Raw genomic sequence first — 20,995 nt, 5'->3', positions numbered from 1 at the left:
AGGGGCGTCATGTCGGAAAGAGCGGCGCCATGATCCGCTTCGAGAACCTGACCAAGAGCTTCCGGGTTCAAGGGCAGCGCCGGGTTGTCATCGACAATCTCAACGCCACCCTGCCCACGGGCAAGTCTCTGGCGTTGCTGGGGCGCAACGGGGCGGGCAAATCGACCCTGCTGCGGATGCTGTCAGGCACCATGCGCCCCGATAGCGGCCGCATCGTCAGCGATGGCCGCATTTCCTGGCCGGTGGGGTTTGGCGGGTCATTCCATGGCGATCTGACCGGCGCGCAGAATGTCCGCTTCATCGCCCGAATCTACGGCGTGGATACTGACAGCCTGCTGGCTTTTGTTGATGATTTCGCCGAGTTGGGGCGGTATTTTCATATGCCGGTGCGCAGCTATTCCAGTGGCATGAAGTCGCGGCTGACCTTCGGGGCCTCGATGGGCATCCGGTTCGACACCTATCTGGTGGATGAGGTGACGGCGGTGGGCGACGTCTCGTTCCGCCGCAAGAGTCGCGCTTTGTTTGCCGAACGCATGCGCTCCGCCAGCGCCATCCTGGTCAGTCACGAGATGGGGCAATTGCGCCAGTTCTGCGATGCGGGGCTGGTTCTTGCCGATGGCCGGATTTATTATTTTGATGACCTTGAGGAGGCTATTGCGCTGCACCATGAACTGTTGCAGTAGGTGCGTGCAACGTCCTCTATCGTATTAACCATAAAGTTGATCTAGGATCATATGAACGACACTGCTCCCCAGACCAATCCACGTCGCTTTCTGATCATCGGTCTGCCCCGCAGCGGCACAACCTATCTGATGACTTTGCTCAACGCGCACAGAGATGTTCTGTGCGCAGGCGAGCAATTCAACCCGTATGCGATCATCGGTGCCGAGGCCAAGTCCGGCGAATATTCCGAACTGGTCCAGAGGGATGCCGACCCCCGTTCGCATTCCGACGCCTTTTTTGACTCTCATGCGGAGTTAGGGCACCAATGTGTCGGCTACAAGCTGATGATCGGGCATAACATCCGCATGTTGCGCTATCTGCCGGATTTGACCGATTACAAATTGATTTATGTGCATCGCGAGAACAAGCTGGCGCAGATCGCGTCGCTGATCAAAGCAAGCCAGTCGAAACGCTGGGCGCAATCCCGGGTGGATTCACACGTTGCGGAAAAAATTGACGCGGGGCCGTTTCGGATCAGCCAGAAGTGGCATGAATTTGCCACCTTCGACTTTTTGTTTTCGCAATGGTTTCGCACCTTGCCGCAGGAGAAATGGAAGCTGGAATATCGCGAGATGTTCGAGGACGGGTTCGAGCAGCGCCTATGCGATTTTCTCGGGGTCGGGTTCGATCCGAAGATGGAGAGCCCCTTGGTCAAGCAGGGCGCAAACTCCATTCTGGAGCGGTTCCAGAAACCCGGACCGATCAGGGCCTATTTTAGAAAGCTGGGGCGCGGGAAATGGCTGGATAAGGAAATCTGACATTTCTGTATTTATAGGTTGATATGCACATTTTATTATACAACTGGGTCGATTACCTCGACGACGAAAAACGCGGCGGCGGGGTGTCGGTCTATCTGCGCAACCTGATGACGGCGCTTGGGTCTCGCGAACGGGTCAGGCCGGTCTTTCTGTCCTCGGGCATTTCCTACGATCTTGTTGCAAGAAAACCCCGCTGGGAGCGGATGCGGCACGGGTCGGAGGAAAACCGCGAAAACCGCTACGAGATCGTCAATTCCGGTGTGCTGTCGCCGTCGCACCATTCCTTCGGCAATCCGGCACAATTGTCGCATGGGCCGACGCGGGACGCGTTTTTCGACTTTGTCGAAAAAACCGGCCCCTATGACGTGATCCATTTCCACAATCTCGAAGGGCTGCCTGCGGATGTGCTCGAGATCAAGGCCCGCTTTCCGGACACCAAGGTGATCCTGTCGCTGCACAATTATTACCCGGTCTGTCCGCAAGTGAATCTGTGGCACCAGGAAAAGCGCGCCTGCAGTGATTTCGAAGGCGGCGCCAAATGCGGCGCCTGCCTGGTTCACAAACATGACGAGCGGTTGATCCGGGTGGCCAATTCGGTTGCCTACCGGTTGAAACGCGCGGGCATCCGACCCGGTATGCGCAGTTTCGACCTGCTGTTCCGCCAATTGTTCCGGATCGCGCATCGCACCGGCCGCTTTGCCGGCCGTTTGCAACGTAGTCTGCGCCGAACGCCTGCGGTGGCACAGGCGCACGCGTCAGGTTTCGCCGATCGGCGTCAGGGAATGATCGACCAGATCAACGCAAATTGCGATCTGGTGCTGGGGGTCTCGGACCGGGTCTGCGAGATTGCGCGGGTCTACGGTGTGCGCCCCGAGATATTGCGCACCAGCTATATCGGTACAAAGCAGGCCGAAGCGTTTGCCGAGACCCGGCCCGCCGCGACCCTGCCCAAGTCGAAAACGGCTCTGACACTGGGGTTTCTGGGCTATATGCGTCGGGACAAGGGGTTCTTTTTTCTGCTGGACACGCTGGAGGCGCTGCCGCCCGAACTGGCCGCGCAGGTGCGTTTGGTGGTGGCCGCGCGGACCGGTGAGACCGAGGCGATGCGGCGGCTGGAACTGCTCAAGGTGAGGCTGGGCAGCGTGGCGCATCTGGATGGTTACAGTCATGACGGGCTGGACGATCTGCTGCGCGATGTGGATGTCGGGCTGATCCCGGTCTTGTGGGAGGACAACCTGCCCCAGGTCGCGATCGAGATGCATGCTCGCCACATCCCCCTTCTGACCAGCGACATGGGCGGCGCGCGGGAACTGGCGGGCTGCCCTGACATGGTGTTTGCCGCCGGTGACACCGACAGTTTCGCTGATCGCATTCGCGCGCTTCTGGCGGGCGAGGTGGACCTGGAACGCTATTGGCAGGATGCCAATGCCCCGCAGACCATGACGGGGCATCTGGATGATCTAAAGCGGCTCTATTCGCGGGAAAAAGTTGCGGTACCGGCGACGAAATCGTCTGTCCTCAAAGCAACCGTTCTTTGACGAATTCGCTGTCGGTCCAGGCAACGGACAGGTCCGGATCGTAGATCCGGGCACGTCCCTCCGAACTCAGAGCCAGATATTTCCGGTATTCTTCGGCATTGTTGAAATGCTGGCGGCGGGCCACTTCGGCCTGTGCCTTGCGGCGGAAATCGGAATTGTACTTGAAATGCCCGAACAGCAGTTCGCGCTCGGCAAGCCGCGCCCCGGCCACATAATGCAGCCCGGCCGAGAGTCGCATGAAGGGCGAATATTTAAACAGCGCGATCTTCTGCGCCACGAACAGCTCGTTGCGCGATCCCGGGATTAGCCGGTGGCGCACGGCTGAGGTCCATGTCGGCGCGTTGGAATAGGGACCACGTCCAAAGGAGTTGCGCAGGAAAGGGTCGCGATCGGTGAAGCCGGCTTCATCAAAGGGATCACCGTTGGCGAAGGTGGCGGTGTCGAGATCTCCTTGGGGATACATGTCCAGCATGAAGACCCGCGCCGCCTCTGCATGTTCGAAACTGGGATCCTGCAGCAGATCGGGCAGGCTTTGCCGTTGCGGCACCTGCCAGGTCAGCAACTCGTCTGCATCGGCAACCAGCGACCAGCGCCCGGTGCGAAACCGGCTTAACAGAGCCTGTTGCCAGGCCACGCCATATTGCGAGCGCCGGTAATCCGTATCGACGGAGAACAGCGCCACATCGGGCTGATCGGCCAGATATTCCAGAGTGCCGTCATCCGAGCAATTGTCGGCGATCAGAAAACTCTCGACCCCCAGCGCACGGTAATGACCCAGAAAATGCGGCAGCATGAACATCTCGTTGCGCATTGCGGCAACCACGGCGACCGGCGCGTCGCGGGCCGGTCCCAGCCGGTCGGTGCCGGTCACCATCTCCAGCGCGTTGGTTTGTTCGCCGAGACTGGCGCGCTGATAGCTGGGCCAGATCTTTTTGGGAAACAGGCCCGGTTTGTCCAGACGGCGGTTTGCCTCCGCTTGCGTGGCAGAGTCGTCAAGATGCACCAGCTTGACCGGGACGGTCCGGCTGGCGTCGAACCCGTTGAGCCAGCGCGACACCGCGATGCCACCGGGCTGAGCGCGGCGGCGGATCGAGATATGGTAATCCTCGTTGGCGGGTGCGATGCCGCCCAGAGCCAGCAGATCGCCCACCAGCTTGTCTTCCATGAAGGATACCTGGATCAGGGCCTGGCCGGTCGTGCTCGCGGCGGTTTTCAGCAGGGTCGCCATGGCGTTCCGGCTGAGGGCATATCCCGATCCGCCATCGCAATAGCTGGACGGCTCGGGGGATTTGTCGAACTCCAGCCGCCCCCGGTCCGAGGTTGATTTGGTGCAATGCCAGGCCCGGTCCATCTGCCCTGCGCTTCGGGTCAGGGTACGGCCGTAATAGTCGAATTTCCGGAAACTCAGAGACAGGAAATATTCCTCGGGGTTGAGGAAGCAGTCATCGTCGATCTTCAGCATATGGGCAAAGGCGGTGTTGTCATGCACCCAGCGGATGGCAGCCAGGCTTTTCTGCGGCAGGCCTTCGTAATCATCCGGTGCGTCCAGGTGCAGGATGTCGCCCTCGACGGTGCCATCCCCGTCGCCGGTGACGATCAGATAGGGCACGCCGAGTGCTTCCAGCCGCGAGAGCCAGCCCGCCCGCAACTGCGGAATGCGGCTGTCGAGATTGGCGCGGCACGACGTCACAAGAACCAATGTGTCAAAGAGCGGATTGACCGGCCAGGGTGGATCAGCAGGCGCCACATCTGCGGTGGCGGGAGGGATTCCCAGTGCGGCCAGGCTGGCCGCTGCGTTGATCTGACCCGCTGTTGCGCGTCGGCGTAGGGCCAGCAGCGGCATCGCCAAGGCGGGGGTCCGGTCTAGATCCGCAGGTGCGAATTTATCTGTTTCAGCCCTGTGCAGAGCCTGTTTTAGCCAGGTTTTCAGACAATCTGCGGCCGCGTTGGCCCCGGCATCAAGCAGCCCGTTCAGCAGTCCAAGTGCCACGCCCGCTCCGATCCAATTGGCAGCGGCATCGGTGAGCCGGTCGAGATCCGCCAACAGCGCGGCGCAGCCCTCCTGCGGGTCGTTCCCGGCACGGGCGGCGGCCAGCAGGTCCATGGCGCGGCGGCTGGTGACGCATTGCAGCGCATAGTGTGGGGCCCTGTCGACAAGATCGGGCAGGCTCGCCCGGCTGAGACGGACGGTTTCCTCCAATGCCGGTTCCGCCGGAGCGCTGTCCGGCGCCGCCAGGTGGCGCAGCGCCGCCTCGGCCGGATCAAGCCCGGCCCGCAGCAGGGCGGCCACGGTGGGGCCCTCGGGGCCGGGCAACCCGGCCGGGCCGAACAGGTCACGCCGGATCTGCGGCGCGTCGGGACAACCGACGCGGTCGAACAGGGCCAGCGCGTCGGCCTGCGTCGCGGGTGTGCTGCCGGCATCGGTCAGCACCGCAAACGCGTCCCGTGCCACAGCCAGCCGCGGCGAGACCGTGACATTGCGGTCCGCGATCCGGGCCCAGAACAGGCGAGACACCCAATATGTCTGCAGCACCGTCGATTCGATCCAGGGCTGGAGGCGCGGGTCTAGGCGTGGACAATCGGCGACCAGAGCGACGGCGGTTTCGGTCAATTGGGCGCAGGGGGTTCTTTGCCAATAGTCCCTGGAGCGCCGGTTCAGGAAGCCGAGAAACGCGCGAATGATCTTTTCGCGCTCGGCATTGGTCACGTCCGGGTCGGCGAGGGCGGCGCGGATGGTCCAGGCCAGCGGTGGCGTCATGATCCAGCGTTCTGTCTCATCGACCAGCTGTTTCAGAAGCTGGCAGAGCTGGTCGATCCGCCAATCCCGCAGCAGATAAGGCAGCAGCCCGGAATTGAACCAGGCATCCTCACCGGGCGACACCGCGGCCATGTCGGTATGTGCCTGCGCGTGGGCATGAAGCAGATCGAAGGCGTCGCGCTGACAGAACGGATCGGCCAGCGCGGCGTAGAACAGGGGGCGCATGGCCTCTGGCGGCGGCACCAGCTCCTCCAGCAGCCGGGACATGGCATCGGGGGTATCCGTCTTGTTCAGAGCCTGTGCAACCTCGGCCAGCACCTCTTGCAGGCTGGTTTCTTCGGGCGGTGGTGTGGTCGGTGCGGGCGGGTCGTCGGGTGTGTTGCCGGGGTCTAGAAACCGGTCGAGGCCCAATTGGTCGGCCAGGCGCATCAGCCGGTCACGCAGCGGCGGTTCGAGCAGTGCGGCGATGCCGGAAAACCGCGCATGTTCGATGATCTGCGTGGCCAGCACCGGATCGCCTGCAAGATCGCCGGTGTCCAGGGCTGCCTGCACCTGTTCGAGCAGCCCTGCTCGGTGCAGAACCTGTTCCGCACACACCTTATCTGCGTGCATGATCCGCACCGTCAGCGGGGCCTCGTCTGTGCAGCTCTGCCAGACCCGGCCCGGCAGAACCGACCACAGGGCCGTGCCCGCGGAGTCTGTCGACGTGATCAGCGCCGACGCGGGCGAGAGGCCGTCGATTTCCAGGCGCAACTCTCCGGGCGGGTATTGGCGGTCCAGCCTTCCGCGCAGGTCCAGCCGTGGTGTCAGGGTCAGGCCGGGGCCTTCGACGCCCTTATGTGCCATGTCGATCGTGCTGGCCTGGATCCCGCCCTGATAGTCGACGAACGCGATTTGCCGCAAATCGGGAAAGCGCGGCCGCCCGATCCGGGCACCGAAGCGGAAGATCTTCCGCCCGTTGAGAAACACGCTTATCCGGGGCGGGTCAAAGCGCAGCTCGACCCGGTTGCCATCGGGATTGAGCGTCACCTGTTGGCGCATCTCCTTTTCCCATGTGTCGTGCCCGTCACCCCGGCGGTTGCAGACCGCAAGGCCACCCTCTTGGCGCAGCGAAAGGTGAAACAGGATGCGCTGCCGGTCGGCGTCAAAAAACGAGATGTTGGCATAAGGGTGCCGGATGAAATCGGCGCGATAAGACAGAGCGGAAAACCGGTTGGTGGAAAAAATAAGCATTCCGCAGGGACCCTGGCACAAATGAAGGGGGTTATCCCCCCGTGTTTGCCCGGCGCGTGGGGCAGATGCAATGGCGTTTGTCGCCCTGATCCGGCCGATGCCAGCCCGGATCAGGGCCGGGGTGCCGACGGTGTCACCAAGTCGTAGATTGCAGTCGAGAGATAGGGGTCGAGCGGACCGGATTGCCACAGCCAGCGGCGCTGACGCAGTTCCCTGACCGCCTCGAACCGGAACCGGCTCCGCTGTTTCGCAGAGAAGTCGGAAAAGCTCCAAACTTCCCACAAAGCCCTTGTATAGAGCCGTTTTGCCCAATTTTTGGGCAAGGCATCCCGAATGTCCTGCGGCCAACTCTCCCAGGCATCGTCCAACATCCGGGCCAGGGTGGCAGGGGGAACCTGCGCGGTCCAGAGCTGGCGGCATTCGGCCGCTTCGGCGCTTTCTGCGCCGGGCCAGGCAAAATAGAGTGCCTTGCGGGCGGCAAGCGCCGCGCCGATGCCGATCTGCCAGTCCGAGCGTGTGCCGCGGCCAAAGCGCAGGCCATGGGTGTCGAGAAAGGCGCGGCGGAAGATCTTGGCGGTGGGGTAGCAATGCAGCGCCAGCGCCCGGTCGGCATTCAGGGGCAGGGGGCCGGTCTCCGGGGCTTCTTCCCCCAGCAGCGTCATGTCGTGAAAGCCCTGATGTACCGGGCTGTCCTCGTGCTGGCCCATGCGGAATTGCGACAGGCCAAGATCGGCTGCCTCGCGCAGCATGCTGTCGGTCCAGTGGGCCAGCGCATCGGGTCGCAGCCTGTCACCGGCATCGGCAAAGACCACCAGCTCGCCGCGCGCCTGCGCCAGCCCGGTGTTGCGCGCAGGCCCCGGGCCGGGCCTGTCGCTGCTCAGCCCGCGTGCGCCGTGCAGTCCCGCCTCGCGGGCAAGATCCGCACTGCGTGCCGCCGTGACGGCGTCATCGGCCACGATCAGGGTTTCGAACCCAGTCTGTCTTTGATGCGCCAGCGCGGTGGCGGTGACGCGCAGCGGTCCGTCTTGGCCGTCCCAGGGGATGACCACGCTGAGTGGGCAGGTGCCGGCCAGTTCCAGCGCCCAGCTGGGCGGCAGATCGGGGCCGGGCCGGGGCGGCAGTCCCTGGGCGGCCAGCCAATCCCGGGCGGCGGTCAGGAAGCGGTCGCGGCGACCGGAATCGCGCAGAATGCCGCCGCGCTCGTGAAACAGCCGATGCGCCAGTCGGGCCAGCGCCTGGGTCCCGCCGGGTTTCTCCTGTCCTGCCATCAGACCGGCAAGCGTGTCGAGCACGGCGATCTGTTCGAAGACCCGGTCGGAATCGCTGGCGGTGATCTGCCCGGCGCGGCCGCGGGTCTGCAGATAGAGCGGCTCGGGCAGATGCAGCAGCGTCTGCGTCCGCGCCGCCGCACGCAGGAAAAAGGCGTGATCCTCGAACCAGGTGCCTTCGTCAAAGCGCAGCCCGTCGATCAGGGACCGCCGATAGAGCTTGTTCCAGGCCGAGGGGAAATGCGCGGTCACCTCGCCCCAGTCTGTCAACGGCCAGAGGCGTGGACCGGTGTCCGGGTCCAGAACCGGCGCGTCATGGATGGTGGAATGGGTGTCGCTGTGGCCATCCGCATGGATGTTGCGCAGCCCGCAGGCGACCCAGTCGGCCGTGCCGGAGGCGAGGGCGGCCTGCATGTGTTCCAGAAACTCCGGGGCATAGCGGTCGTCGCCGTCGAGAAAGGCGATGAAGGTGCCGCATGCGGTATCCAGCCCGGTGTTGCGCGCGCCAGACAGGCCGCGATTGTCCTGGCGGATCACCCGGAACCGCGTATCCCCATCGATGGCAGCGCGCAGCCGGACGGGACTGTCATCACTCGAGCCGTCATCGATGATGATCGCCTCGAAATCGGTGAAGCTCTGTTCGCGCAGACTGGTCAGGCAGGCACCTATATGGTCCTGCACATTGTGAACCGGCACGATGACCGAAATCTCCGGGGCCGGGGTCTTCTGCGCTGTCATGGTCGCGGCGGTTCCGTCTGCTGGCTGGCGGCGTCTGACCGTGATAGCGCCAACGGGCCAGAAAAGCCAAGCTTTGCTCTATCCTCTGGCCCCCTGACCGCGGGCATAGACATCCTCGTAACGGATGATGTCATCTTCGCCCAGATAGGCGCCGGTCTGCACCTCGATCAGCACCATTGGCACCTTGCCGGGGTTTTCCATCCGGTGCACCGCGCCCAGCGGGATATAGACCGACTGGTTCTCGGTGACCAATTGCACGGTCTCATCCACGGTGACCTTTGCGGTGCCCTCGACCACGATCCAGTGCTCGGACCGGTGATGGTGACTTTGCAAGCTCAGCGCCGCACCTGGGTTCACATGGATGCGCTTGACCTGAAACCGCTCGCCCACCACCAGGCTTTCATACCAGCCCCAGGGACGGTAGTCGCGGGGCAGGGTTTCGGCCTGGGGGACTCCCTTGGCCTTGAGGGCCGCGACCGCCTGCTTGACCTCTTGCGCGCGATCCTTATGGGCCACCAGCACCGCGTCGGGCATGGCCACGGCGATCACGTCATTCAACCCGATGCCGACCAGTTCCTGAGCCTCGGATTCGGCTCTGAGAAGGGTGTTTTCGCAATCAAGCGCGGTGGATGGCCCGGAAGTGACGACGCCTGCCGCATCTGGCCCGCTGTCGCGCCAGACCGCGTCCCAGCCGCCCAGATCGGACCAGACTCCGCCATAAGGCACCACGGTCAGATTGTCGGATTTCTCCATCACCGCGTAATCGATCGAGATATCGTCCAGCACCGCCCAAGGGTCGGGGGCCAGTCGGGTAAAGCCCAGATCGCGCTCGGCTCCCTCGACGGCGGCGCTTGTGCCCGCCAGCAACTCGGGCGCGTGGGTTTCAAACGCGGCGATCAGCGTGGCAGTTGAGAACAGGAAGATGCCTGCGTTCCACAGATGCTGCCCGCCATCCAGCATCGCGCGCGCGGTGGCGGCGTCGGGCTTTTCGACAAACCCCTTCAGCACCTGCGGCACCGGAGAGAAGTCCGCATCCGGCGCATCAGACAGTTCCAGCCAGCCATAGCCGGTCTCGGCCCGGTCGGGGCGGATGCCGAAGGTGACGATGCGGCCCGCCTGTGCGGCGGGTGCCGCCGCCTGCACCACGTCGCGAAACCGCGCGGCGTCGGGGATCACGTGATCGGCGGGCGCCACCAGCATCAGCGCGCCGGGGTCGCGCGCCTCAAGCGCCAGGGCCGCGGCCAGGATCGCGGGGGCGGTGTTGCGGCCCTGCGGTTCGATCAGGATGGCAGCGGGGGCGATTTCGACCGCCGCAAGCTGTTCGGTGACGATGAAGCGGAAATCGGACCCAGTGATCGCCATCGGCGCGGCAAAACCCGGCCCCGACAGCCTGCGCGCCGAGGCCTGGAACAGGCTTTCCTTGCCAGTGAGGCGGGCGAATTGCTTGGGATAGCTCTTGCGCGAGAGCGGCCAGAGCCGCGTGCCCGACCCGCCACAGAGCAGCAGGGGATGAATGTCCGGGGTCAGATCGTCGCTCATATGTTCAAAATCCCAAAAGCGTCATGCGGGTATTACCGCCGGAATGTGTCCTGATTTGCAAGGAACCAGCGATAGGTTTCGGCCAGCCCCTGCTCCAGCGTGATCCCCGCGCGCCAGCCCATTTCCGTCAGCCGCGAGACATCCATCAGCTTGCGCGGGGTACCGTCCGGTTTCGATGGATCGGTGCTGATCCGGCCCTGAAACCCGGTCACATCCGCCACCATGCCCGCCAGATCCAGAATGCTGATATCACTGCCGGTGCCCACGTTGATATGACTCAACATAGGCTCTGTATTGGCGTCATAGACCTCTTTTGGCAGGTCGAGCACAAAGAGCGAAGCCTCGGCCATGTCATCCACATGCAGAAACTCGCGCTTGGGCGTGCCGCTGCCCCAGATGCCGACCTCCTCCAGCCCGGCCTCGCGCGCCTCGTGAAAGCGGCGGATCAGGGCGGGCAGCACATGAGAGTTCTCGGGATGGAAATTGTCACCCGGCCCGTAAAGATTGGTCGGCATGACCGAGCGGTAGTCGCGTCCATATTGCCGGTTGTAGCTTTCGCACAGCTTGATACCGGCGATCTTGGCGATGGCGTAGGGCTCGTTTGTAGGCTCCAGCACCCCGGTCAGCAGCGCGTCCTCACCCATCGGTTGTGGCGCCAGCTTGGGGTAGATGCAGCTTGATCCCAGTTGCAGCAATGTCTGCACCCCGGCCTCATGGGCGGCATGGATCACGTTGCACTGGATCATCAGGTTGTCATGGATGAATTCGGCCGGATAGCTGTTATTGGCGACGATCCCGCCCACCTTGGCGGCGGCCAGAATGACCCGGTCGGGGCGTTCACCCTGAAAGAAATCGCGCACCTGCGCGCTGTCGGTCAAGTCCAGCTCGGCATGGGTGCGGGTGATCAGCTCCAGCGCTTCGCCCGCCTCCCGGCGCGCTTGCAACCGGCGCAGGATGGCGCCGCCCACCATGCCGCGATGGCCGGCCACGTAAATCTTCATGGCGCTACCCCTCGACCGAGACCGGCACGTCCATGCCGTGTTCCTTCAGCAGCGCGTGGCGGCGGGCGGTTTTGAGGTCCTCGCGCACCATCTCGGCGCACATTTCCTGCACGGTGATCTCGGGCTCCCAGCCCAGCTTCTGCTTGGCCTTCGATGGATCGCCCAGCAGCGTTTCCACCTCTGCCGGGCGGAAATAGCGCGGGTCGATGCGCATGATCACGTCGCCCACGCTCAGCGCCGGGGCATGGTCGCCCTCGATCCCCGCAACGGTGGCGGTTTCGTCGGTGCCGTCACCGGAGAACGCCAGCGTGACCCCCAGTTCGGCGGCCGACCAGGCGATGAACTGGCGCACCGAGTACTGCTTGCCGGTGGCGATGACGAAATCCTCGGGCGCGTCCTGTTGCAGCATCATCCACTGCATGCGCACGTAATCCTTGGCATGGCCCCAGTCGCGCAAACTGTCGATATTGCCCATATAGAGACACTCTTCGAGGCCTTGCGCGATATTGGCCAGCCCGCGCGTGATCTTGCGGGTCACGAAGGTTTCGCCGCGTCGCGGGCTCTCGTGATTGAAGAGGATGCCGTTGCAGGCATACATGCCATAAGCCTCGCGGTAATTGACCGCGATCCAATAGCTGTAAAGCTTGGCCACCGCGTAAGGGCTGCGCGGGTGAAACGGCGTGGTTTCGCGCTGGGGCGTTTCCTGGACCAGCCCGTAAAGCTCCGAGGTCGAGGCCTGGTAGAAGCGGGTCTTGTCCTCCAGCCCCAGAAAGCGGATTGCTTCCAACAGGCGCAGCGTGCCCATCGCATCCACGTCCGCCGTGTATTCCGGTGCCTCGAAACTGACCGCAACATGGGATTGCGCGCCCAGGTTATAGACCTCGTCGGGTTCCACCTCGCGCATGATGCGGGTCAGGTTCGAACTGTCGCTCAGATCGCCGTAATGCAGCCGGAAGCGGGCGTGATCGGTCTGCGGGTCCTCATAGATGTGATCGACCCGCTGGGTGTTGAACGAGGACGCCCGGCGCTTGATGCCATGCACCTCATAGCCCTTGTCCAGAAGAAATTCCGCCAGATAAGACCCGTCCTGCCCGGTGACGCCGGTAATCAATGCCTTTTTGGTCATTCAGATCGTCCTTTGCTGCGGCAGGGTCGCGCGCCGAAAGCCCGGTCTTTGCCCTTGCATATATGCCCTACCGTCTCGGAGAGGGGCTTGCAACGGCCTAGGATGGGCTGGGATTTATCGGGCCGGGCGGCTCTTTGGCGTGTTCCAGCGGCTTGGAAAAGATCGCGGCAACCACCTCTGCATCGTAGTCATAGCCGAGAAAGGCGAAAAGCTCGGCGATCTTTGAGCGGTCGGTCACGTAATCGTCGTAATGCATCAGGATGGTCTGGTCGGAGGACGCGTCATAGCGCGCGAAACGCGCGTCGCAGGCCCGGATCGTGGCCGTGGTCTTTTCCGGGTCCTGTTGGGCGAACCAGCCCGATTTGGCCACATCCTCGGCGTTGCGCGTGTTGAAGACAATTTTGGCACCGGGAAAGGTCTCCAGCAGGAAATCCATATAGGCGGTGAACTGGAAATCGGTCATGATCTTCGGCGAATGCCGGATTTCCTTGAAACCCAGCACCGTTTTTCCCTCTTCGGGGCGCAAAACATGGCTCACGAAGGCATTGAGCAGGGTGTTGCGGTACAGGAGCGGTTGCAGCGCTCCGGCGCCGTACCAGGGCTCGTCCGGGTTCGATATCCGCCTTTTGCGCGACAGCTTCTTGGTCTTGCTGACATCGCGGATGGTCTGGTGCAGGTGAAACAGCGCATTGTAGTTCTCACCGCGGATCTGCACGCTGTCCAGCGAGTTCAGCAGGCTTTGCATCAAGGTCGAACCGGACCGGCCATAGGTCACGATGAAGAGATAGCTGTAGTCTTTGTAATTCATGTGAACTCACTGGGTTGAACGCGACACCGCTCCGTTCTCAGAGCGGGGATTTGACAAAGGCCGGCATCGCGCTGCCCTCCGCCGCATGGGCCAGGAACGCCTGCGCGGTATCCAGCGCCTCGCGGATGGTCACATCCATGTCGAGATAGCGGTAGGTGCCCAGCCGGCCCACGAAGGTGACACCGGGCGTCTGTTCGGCCAGCGCCACGTAATCGGTCAGCAACGCTTTCTCCTCGACCAGCCGGATCGGGTAATAGGGGATGTCATCCGCGCCGCATTCGCGCGCATATTCACGGTAGCAGACGGTGCCCTCATGGCTTTCCCAGGGGCTGAAATGCTTGTGCTCGGTGATCCGGGTCCAGGGCGTGTCGCGGTCACCGTAATTCATCACCGCACAGCCCTGATAATCGCCCCGATCGCTGAAGCGTTCGAAATCCAGCGTCCGGTAGCCCAGCCGGCCCAGACGGTAATCGAAATACCCATCCAGCGGGCCGGAATAGAACACGTGGTCATAATCGGAAGCCGCGTCCGGATCGAACATCGTGTCCAGGTGCACGGTGATGCCCGGATGGTCCAGAATAGACTCTATCATGGGCGTATAGCCCTGTTCCGGCATGCCCTGAAAGCGGTGAAAGAAGTAGTTGTCGTCATAGTTGAACCGCACCGGCAGGCGTTTGAGGATCGCGGCGGGCAACTCGGTGGGCGAACAGCCCCATTGCTTTTCGGTATAGCCCTTGAAGAAGGCCTCGTAGAGGTCGGGGCCGACAAAACGCAGCGCCTGCTCCTCGAAGCTCTGCGGATCGGTGATCGAGGTGTCGGCCTGGGTTTCCAGAAAGGTCCGCGCCTCGTCCGGCCTCAGCGTCTTGCCATAGAACTGATTGATCGTATGCAGGTTGATCGGCAGCGAATAGACCGCCCCCTGAGAGGTGGTTTTCACCCGGTTCTTGTAGGGCAGGAAGCGGGTGAATCCGTTGACGTAATTCCAGACCTCTTCATCGTCGGTATGAAAGATGTGCGGGCCGTAGACATGCACCATCACACCGGTTTCCGCATCCCGTTCCGTGTGGCAGTTGCCGCCGATATGGGAGCGCCCGTCAACGATGGTGATGCGATGGCCCTGCTCGGCCAGGTTGCGTCCGATCACGGCCCCGGACAGGCCGGCTCCGACGAGAAGTAGATCCATGAAGATGCACCGCGCGATGGTTGAAAAAAGATGTCGCGGGGTTTCTCGCAGACCGGTTCGGGGAATTCAATACGTCACCCGATCCGGGTCCGGCACCCGTCTTACGGGTGCAGGATTTATTTCGCAGGTCGCAGGCAGGCTGCCGGTTGGTATTGTGGCCGGGTCCGAGCCATTCAGAACCAGCGCCCGGTTGCTGTGACATGCGCCGGCGCCGATGCGGCGGTACCGGCCGCGTTCCAGACCTTGAGCGTCACGCCGGTGGCGCTCAGATCGCCGCTTTCGGTAACCAGCCGTGGTGCAGTAGCGTGCCGGGCCATAGCCTGAAGGCTGATGGACGCCGCCGAGATGAAGGCCGCGGGAAAGCTCCAGGCATGGCTCGAGGCGGCCGTGCTGAAGAAGCGGGTACAGATCTGGGTGCCGTCGGCAAAGCGGACATAGTCGCCCTGGGCGGTGGTGCCGCGCTCGATCACCGCGCCGGTGGGCTGGCCGCCGGCTTCCGAGACCGTGCCCAGGATCGTTGTCTGATCATAGACCTGCCGCCAACTGCCCCAGGCGCCACTGAAATGCGTGCGGGTCCAGATGCCATGTTCGAAATTGTTGCGCCAGACAGTCTGCCTGAGCTGCCCGGCATTGCTGCGTTCGATCCGGATGACGCCATAGGCATTCTCCAGCGCATCGGGAAAACTGTCCGCCCCCGGGGTGGTGGATATGTAGCGGTAGGCGCCCGCGGGGGTGTCGGTCGCGTCGATATCCGGAATCTGGGTGGTCGCCCCGGTTTCACCCAGTCCGAAGGCACCAGTTTTCAGCAGCCGTCCGGGCGTGGCATCCGCCACATCCGCCTGCACCGCGCTGCCGGTGGCGTGGCCGGTGGCGCCGTCCAGCCGCAGCGCCTCGGTCCAGTTGGATCCGTCATCCGAAACCCTGACCGAAAATGCGTTCTGCCCGGCCAGCCCCATTTCCGCATGCCCGGTCCAGCCGGACTGGAACAGCAGGCTGGCCGTGTCGGCACCAGAGGCCTTGTTCACCTTCAGCTGATGACCCTGGCCCGCATGGCTGAGCAGCGTTGCCGGTGCCTGGACCGCCAGCCGGTTTGTGGCGTCCGCGCTGGTGCCGATGCCGATACGGTCGAGCTCGTCGAGCTCGGGCTGCAGAGCGGTCCAGCCCGTGCCGTCCCAGATCACCATCTGATCGCCTGCCATGTCCCAGGCCCGCCACCCGGTCTGCGGTGCGACAAAGTGCCAGGCCGCGTCGAGCCAGGCGGCCAGCATCCCGTCCTGTCCGGCCCAGGCGCCGGTGGCGCCGGTTCCCAGACCATGGATATCCCCCTCCTGCGCCTGGGCCGGCGGAACACTCGCGCCGGTTTGCTGTAGTCGCAACTGCACCACAATGTCGAGGCGGCGCAGCGCCTCGTTATGGGTGACATGTTTCTGCGCCTGTGACGGTTGCAGGAAAGGCAGCTCGAGGTTCGGCGAATTCTGCGTCATGAAAGGGTCCCCTTGGTCCGAATAGACCGGCGCAGCCTGCCGTGATCGCGGTGAAGCCCGGCCTAACCGGGGGGGCGGCCCGGTCACCTTCTGTTTACCTCCGTCACGGGATTTTGCCTGTTTGCGTCGCGCTTGCCGTTATCGGCTGTTCAGCCGCGGGTCGGGGGGCTATGAAGCAAAAAACGGATCGAGCGGAGCGGATTTGGAATGTTGATCGGAATTGACAAGCGGTTTGTGTTCGCTGCCAGCACCAAGACCGCGTCAACCTCGCTGGAACAGGTCCTGAAACCGCATGCCGATATCTTTCGGAGCGGGTCGGCGCAGCGCAAGCATATCGGCCTGCCCGAGATCTTTCCGACCTATGATTTCCTGTTTTCGCAACCCGGTTACGGTCCCGACAGCTTTTTCAAGTTCGGCGTGATGCGCGACCCGTTCGACTGGATCAACTCGTGGTATCGCTACCGCCTTGGCAACAAGGTCGAAAGCCCGCTGCCCGAAGGCATGAGCTTTGCCGATTTCTGGGCGCTCAAGGACTGGAACATCCTGCGCGGCGATGGCCGCAAGCACCTGCAGCGCGACATGTTCCTGGGCAGCGATGGTCAGCTCATGGCGGATGTGATCATTCCCTATGACCGCCTGGACGACATGTTCCGCGACATCTGTGCCGAGCTCGAAATGCCCGCGGGTCTGCCGCGTGCGAATGTCAGCCGGATCCGGGAGACCCAGAGCCTGCCGGATGGGTTGGAAGAAGAGATACGGGCGTTCTACGCAGATGATTACAAGCTTTATGCGGAGTTGGATGCGATCAACGCTGAAGGCATGGTGCGGTTGCGCGCCGACCGCCGCGCATTCCGCCCTGTCCGGCAGGCCTCCGGAACATCTCCCGGATCTGTGGTGGCGGCCCCCGAAGGGCATGTATTCGTCTTCAGCTATTGCCCCGAGGCGGGCGGTTCGATCCAGACCCACCTGAATGAGCGGCCCGAATTTTGCATCCGCGGCGAAAACAACGACGCGGCCCTGCATCTGATGCGCTCGAAAAACGCCGTTGCGACCAACCCCGAGATGACCGCGCTGCGCCGGTCGGGCAAGAAGACCGCCGCGTCGGCCCGCCGCTATGGTGCCGAGAAGGTGTTTCCGCGGGAATACGGCCGGGCCATGGCCGCGGCTTTCACACAGAAGGTTCTCAAGCCCGAGCCAAATTCCCGGATCGCCGGATTCAGGTCCGGGCTTACACCCTGGGATACGGGCGTGTTGCACCGCTATGTGAGTTTCTTGTCCGAACATTTCGAAAATACCCGGATCGTGTTCGTGACGCGCCAGCATTCGGATGTGGCGGCAGCCAACCGGGACGATCCGGACCGTTTGGACAGCATCGACGTATTCTACCGGAGCTATCGCGACGCGCACCCCGATCGGTGCCATCTGATAGATTACGATCTCTGGCAGTCGGACCCGCAGACCCAAGAGGATCTGACTGCCTTTCTTGGCGAGGGGTAAGGAGATTTCGCCCGCATCTAGGCGCAAGGGTCGGGCGGATTTTAGGTGTTTCCTACGTAATATCCTCGATTTCGACAGAATTTGAACTCGGGCGGGCCTGACCGGCCTGCCATCCCGGATCTGGGTGATATTTTCGGGGGCGGGGAAGATGGTCCTGCAATTCGACGGGCGGTTGGCCACGGGTCAGGAGGCGCTGGATGGTAATCTGCGCAGCCTGCATCTGACAACCGGAACCGGCGGCACCGTGCTTTACGCGGGAACCGGTCGGCATGGCGGGCTCAGCACATATGCACTGACGCCGGACGCGGCAGCGCAGGTGGTGGATACGGTCGATTTCCGGACCCTGCCCGGAGGGGTGGCGGACACCCAACTCGACATGCTGACGATGAATGGCCGGGCCGTGCTGGCGTTCGGAACCAGCAGCGGCGGGGACCTGTTATATTACACGCTGGACCCGGATGCCGGTTTCGGTGCGCAGGGCGCGGTTGCGATCCCGGGCGCGGGGGCCGGCGCCTGGGATGCGGGCGGTTCTGCGCCGTATCTTTTTGCGCTCGACCGCGACACCGGGGTTCTGAAAGCCTATGAGACCAGCGGGGCCGGGGCGGGGCGCATTGCCTTGCAGAACGGCGCAGACTGGCACCCGCCCAAGGGAACACTGGTGACCTCCTTGCCCGCCAGCGCGGGGACGGTTGTGGTGGCTGCGGCGGGGGGCAATGCCTCGGAACTGGTCAGTTTCCGGATGTCCGAGCCAGATGGAACGCTGGTTGAGGCGGGCCGTTCCGGGGCGGTGCACGGGCTGGGGTTCTCGACACCAACTGCGATGGAAAGCGTCGCCGGGCACGGGGCAAACTGGGTCATCATGGCGGCGGCCGGAAGTGGCACGCTCAGCGTCCTGCGGGTTGGTGCCGGCGGCCAGCTGACCCCGACCGATCATCTGCTCGATACCGGTGAGACACGCTTTGGTGGCGTTCAGGCGCTGTCCGTAGTGCCGGTTGGCAAGCATGTGCTGGTCTTTGCCGGCGGCAGCGATGACGGGCTGGCGGTGTTTTCGCTCCTGCCCAGCGGACGGCTTGTGCATCTGCAGAGCATCGCCGAGGCGCCGGGGCGGGGTCTGGGCGACGTCACCGCCATCGAGGCTGGCGTGGTCGGTGACGAGGTGCAGATCTTCGTGGCCTCCGAAAGCCTGCCCGGCCTGTCGCAGTTTTCCTGGAGCGTGGCGTCGCTCGGCCTGGCCCGCGAAGGTGCAGCGCCCCAATTGCAGGGAACCGCCGGCGATGACGTGCTGCTGGCCGACGGGCCGGGGCCGGTCACGGTTACCGGTGGTGGTGGCGACGACATTCTGGTGGCGGGTTCCGGCACAAGCGTTCTGCGGGGCGGGGCAGGAGGGGACCTCTTTGTTCTCGGGCCCAGTGACGCGACCCAACGCATCGCCGATTTCCAGCCGGGGCAGGACCGGCTGGACCTGTCGCACTTCCCGCTGCTCCGGTCGCCATCGCAATTGAAGGTCACACCGTTGCCGAACGGGGTGCAGCTCGAATTCCAGACCTCGCGGATCATCGTCATCAGCGCGTCCGGCAAGCCGCTGAAGCTGTCGGATTTCTGGCCGACGGGGCGGTTTTCCACCCCCGACCGGCTATTGACCGAGGCGATCCCATATCCGAAGGAGATTCTGGGGTCCGCCGCAGCCGATCGGCTCGGAGGCGGTACGGGCCATGATACGATCCGCGCCGTTGCCGGTGACGACGTGGTCTGGGGCAGGGCTGGGGCGGATCACCTGGATGGCGGGCTGGGTCACGACCGTATCTGGGGTGGTAACGGTGGCGACACCGTCATTGGCGGCCAAGGGCAGGATACAATCGACGCCGGAGAGGGCGCGAATGTGATATTTGCGGGCGGTGGCAGCGATCTGGTTCGGGCAGGCGCCGACGCAGACGTGATCAGGGGCGGCGGTGGCAATGACGGGATCCGGGCGTCCGGAGGCAGGGATACCGTTTGGGGCGGGCATGGCAATGATACGTTGGATGGCGCTGCGGGCCGGGACCGGTTGTATGCCGGGGCCGGGGCTGACCTCCTGATTGGCGGTGCCGATGCCGACCATCTGGATGGTGGGTCGGGGCACGACATGATCTGGGGTGGCAGCGGTGCCGACACCGTCATTGGCGGCTGGGGGCAGGATACGGTCGGAGCGGGCGATGGCGCGGATACGGTTTTTACCGGCGGCAGCGGCGATCTGATCCGGGCGGGCGCGGGGAATGACCTGATCGGTGGCGGTGGTGGACAGGACAGGCTCTGGGGCGGCGTCGGTGCGGACACCGCCTGGGGCGGCGCGGGCGACGACACCTTGTATGGTGATGCGGGCCGGGACCGTCTGCTGGCCGGTCAGGGTGCCGACGTCCTGAATGGCGGAGAGCATGGCGATCATCTGGATGGCGGCTGGGGGAATGACACGCTCTGGGGTGGTGCCGGAGGCGACACCATATTCGGTGACTGGGGCCGGGATTCGATCGGGGCAGGGGATGGCGCGGACCGGGTCGATGGCGGAGGCGGTGGCGATCTGATCCGGGCGGGCACGGGCAACGATACGATCAGTGGCGGCGGCGGCCCGGACGACCTCAGGGCCTCCGATGGAGAGGATGTCGTTTGGGGCGGAGATGGCAATGACACGCTGGATGGTGGTCGGGGTCATGACACGATCGCCGGCGGCGGCAACCAGGATGTGATCCGTGGCGGCGATGGGAATGACTCTCTGGCCGGAGGGGCGGGCAATGACGAGATCTGGGCCATGAATGGGGCCGATCTGGCCTGGGGCGGGGTTGGCAGAGACAGGATCGGCGGCGGGGCCGGACGGGATACTCTGAACGGTGGAGCCGGGGCGGACACGCTCATCGGCGGCAGCGAGGCCGACCGGCTGACCGGTATGGCCGGGGCTGACATCTTTGTTTTTGGCAGGAGCCATGGCCACGATTGCATCACAGATTTCAGCCCGGGGCAGGATCGGATCGAGATTGGTGGCGGGATCGGTTTTTCGGCCCTGACCATCCGTCAGGTCGATGGCGGAGCCGAGATCACGAGCGATTTCGGCACCATCCTGCTGGAGGGGGTGGCATATGATCAGCTCTCGGCCGGGGATTTTCTGTTCGTCTGAAAAGCCCGGGCACATGGCCCGGGCTTTGCGTGTCGGAGGTGTTTCCCGGCGCTTCAGAAGATGAAGTCGCCCGCATCCAGAGCGCCTTCGGCCACGCCCACAAGCGTCATCGAGTTGCCGGCGACGTCGGTGATGACCGCCTCGGCGCCGCCTGACAGATGGTTGGTCTGCAGATCGGCGAAATCGGTGATCGAGG

General features: G+C 63.6%; 13 protein-coding genes. 5 read left to right on the top strand and 8 right to left on the bottom strand.

Annotation, left to right across the window (positions count from 1 at the left end; all coding sequences use genetic code 11):
• Nucleotides 1-29: 29 nt before the first annotated feature.
• Genes AB1E33_RS27985 through AB1E33_RS27975 form a run of 3 tightly spaced genes read left to right on the top strand, consistent with a single transcriptional unit; the run spans nt 30 to nt 3,019 of the window.
• Nucleotides 30-683 (top strand): ABC transporter ATP-binding protein, encoded by a 654-nt coding sequence (locus AB1E33_RS27985; protein WP_372580511.1) that lies wholly within the window; start codon nt 30-32, stop codon nt 681-683.
• 51 nt (nt 684-734) lie between these two features.
• Nucleotides 735-1,481, top strand: coding sequence for a sulfotransferase (locus AB1E33_RS27980; protein WP_372580510.1), 747 nt, complete (start codon nt 735-737; stop codon nt 1,479-1,481).
• A 23-nt stretch (nt 1,482-1,504) separates the two neighbouring features.
• Entirely contained in the window at nt 1,505-3,019 is a 1,515-nt protein-coding gene (locus AB1E33_RS27975) for a glycosyltransferase (protein WP_372580509.1), read from the top strand.
• Here AB1E33_RS27975 and AB1E33_RS27970 read toward each other — a convergent pair.
• From AB1E33_RS27970 to AB1E33_RS27935, 8 genes are all read right to left on the bottom strand, one after another.
• On the bottom strand, nt 3,000-7,010 hold the full coding sequence (locus AB1E33_RS27970) for a glycosyltransferase family 2 protein (RefSeq protein WP_372580508.1): 4,011 nt from the start codon (nt 7,008-7,010) through the stop codon (nt 3,000-3,002). The genes AB1E33_RS27975 and AB1E33_RS27970 overlap by 20 nt on opposite strands.
• A gap of 110 nt (nt 7,011-7,120) precedes the next feature.
• Nucleotides 7,121-9,016 (bottom strand): glycosyltransferase family 2 protein, encoded by a 1,896-nt coding sequence (locus AB1E33_RS27965; RefSeq protein ID WP_372580507.1) that lies wholly within the window; start codon nt 9,014-9,016, stop codon nt 7,121-7,123.
• Nucleotides 9,017-9,094: 78 nt separating this feature from the next.
• Nucleotides 9,095-10,555 (bottom strand): mannose-1-phosphate guanylyltransferase/mannose-6-phosphate isomerase, encoded by a 1,461-nt coding sequence (locus tag AB1E33_RS27960; protein ID WP_372580506.1) that lies wholly within the window; start codon nt 10,553-10,555, stop codon nt 9,095-9,097.
• Between the two features lie 32 nt (nt 10,556-10,587).
• The gene (fcl, locus tag AB1E33_RS27955) at nt 10,588-11,556 is read right to left on the bottom strand and encodes a GDP-L-fucose synthase (RefSeq protein ID WP_372580505.1); all 969 of its coding nucleotides are present in this window, start codon (nt 11,554-11,556) and stop codon (nt 10,588-10,590) included.
• A gap of 4 nt (nt 11,557-11,560) precedes the next feature.
• Nucleotides 11,561-12,682, bottom strand: coding sequence for a GDP-mannose 4,6-dehydratase (gmd, locus tag AB1E33_RS27950; RefSeq protein ID WP_372580504.1), 1,122 nt, complete (start codon nt 12,680-12,682; stop codon nt 11,561-11,563).
• Nucleotides 12,683-12,779: 97 nt separating this feature from the next.
• On the bottom strand, nt 12,780-13,490 hold the full coding sequence (locus AB1E33_RS27945; RefSeq protein WP_372580503.1) for a sulfotransferase: 711 nt from the start codon (nt 13,488-13,490) through the stop codon (nt 12,780-12,782).
• Nucleotides 13,491-13,527: 37 nt separating this feature from the next.
• Nucleotides 13,528-14,673: a UDP-galactopyranose mutase gene (glf, locus tag AB1E33_RS27940; RefSeq protein WP_372580502.1), complete on the bottom strand. Its 1,146-nt coding sequence runs from the start codon at nt 14,671-14,673 to the stop codon at nt 13,528-13,530.
• A 173-nt stretch (nt 14,674-14,846) separates the two neighbouring features.
• Entirely contained in the window at nt 14,847-16,157 is a 1,311-nt protein-coding gene (locus AB1E33_RS27935) for a DUF2793 domain-containing protein (protein WP_372580501.1), read from the bottom strand.
• Nucleotides 16,158-16,364: 207 nt separating this feature from the next.
• Here AB1E33_RS27935 and AB1E33_RS27930 point away from each other — a divergent pair, with 207 nt between their 5' ends.
• Nucleotides 16,365-17,654, top strand: a complete 1,290-nt coding sequence (locus AB1E33_RS27930) for a sulfotransferase family protein (RefSeq protein ID WP_372580500.1) — start codon at nt 16,365-16,367, stop codon at nt 17,652-17,654.
• A 148-nt stretch (nt 17,655-17,802) separates the two neighbouring features.
• Nucleotides 17,803-20,799, top strand: coding sequence for a calcium-binding protein (locus AB1E33_RS27925; protein ID WP_372580499.1), 2,997 nt, complete (start codon nt 17,803-17,805; stop codon nt 20,797-20,799).
• The last annotated feature ends 196 nt before the right edge of the window (nt 20,800-20,995 follow it).

Origin of the sequence: Ruegeria hyattellae, assembly GCF_041537925.1 — a bacterium.
Classification (GTDB): Bacteria; Pseudomonadota; Alphaproteobacteria; order Rhodobacterales; family Rhodobacteraceae; genus Ruegeria_C.
The sequence above is the reverse complement of the archived record's forward strand: the minus strand, read 5'-3'. Positions and strand labels throughout refer to the sequence as shown.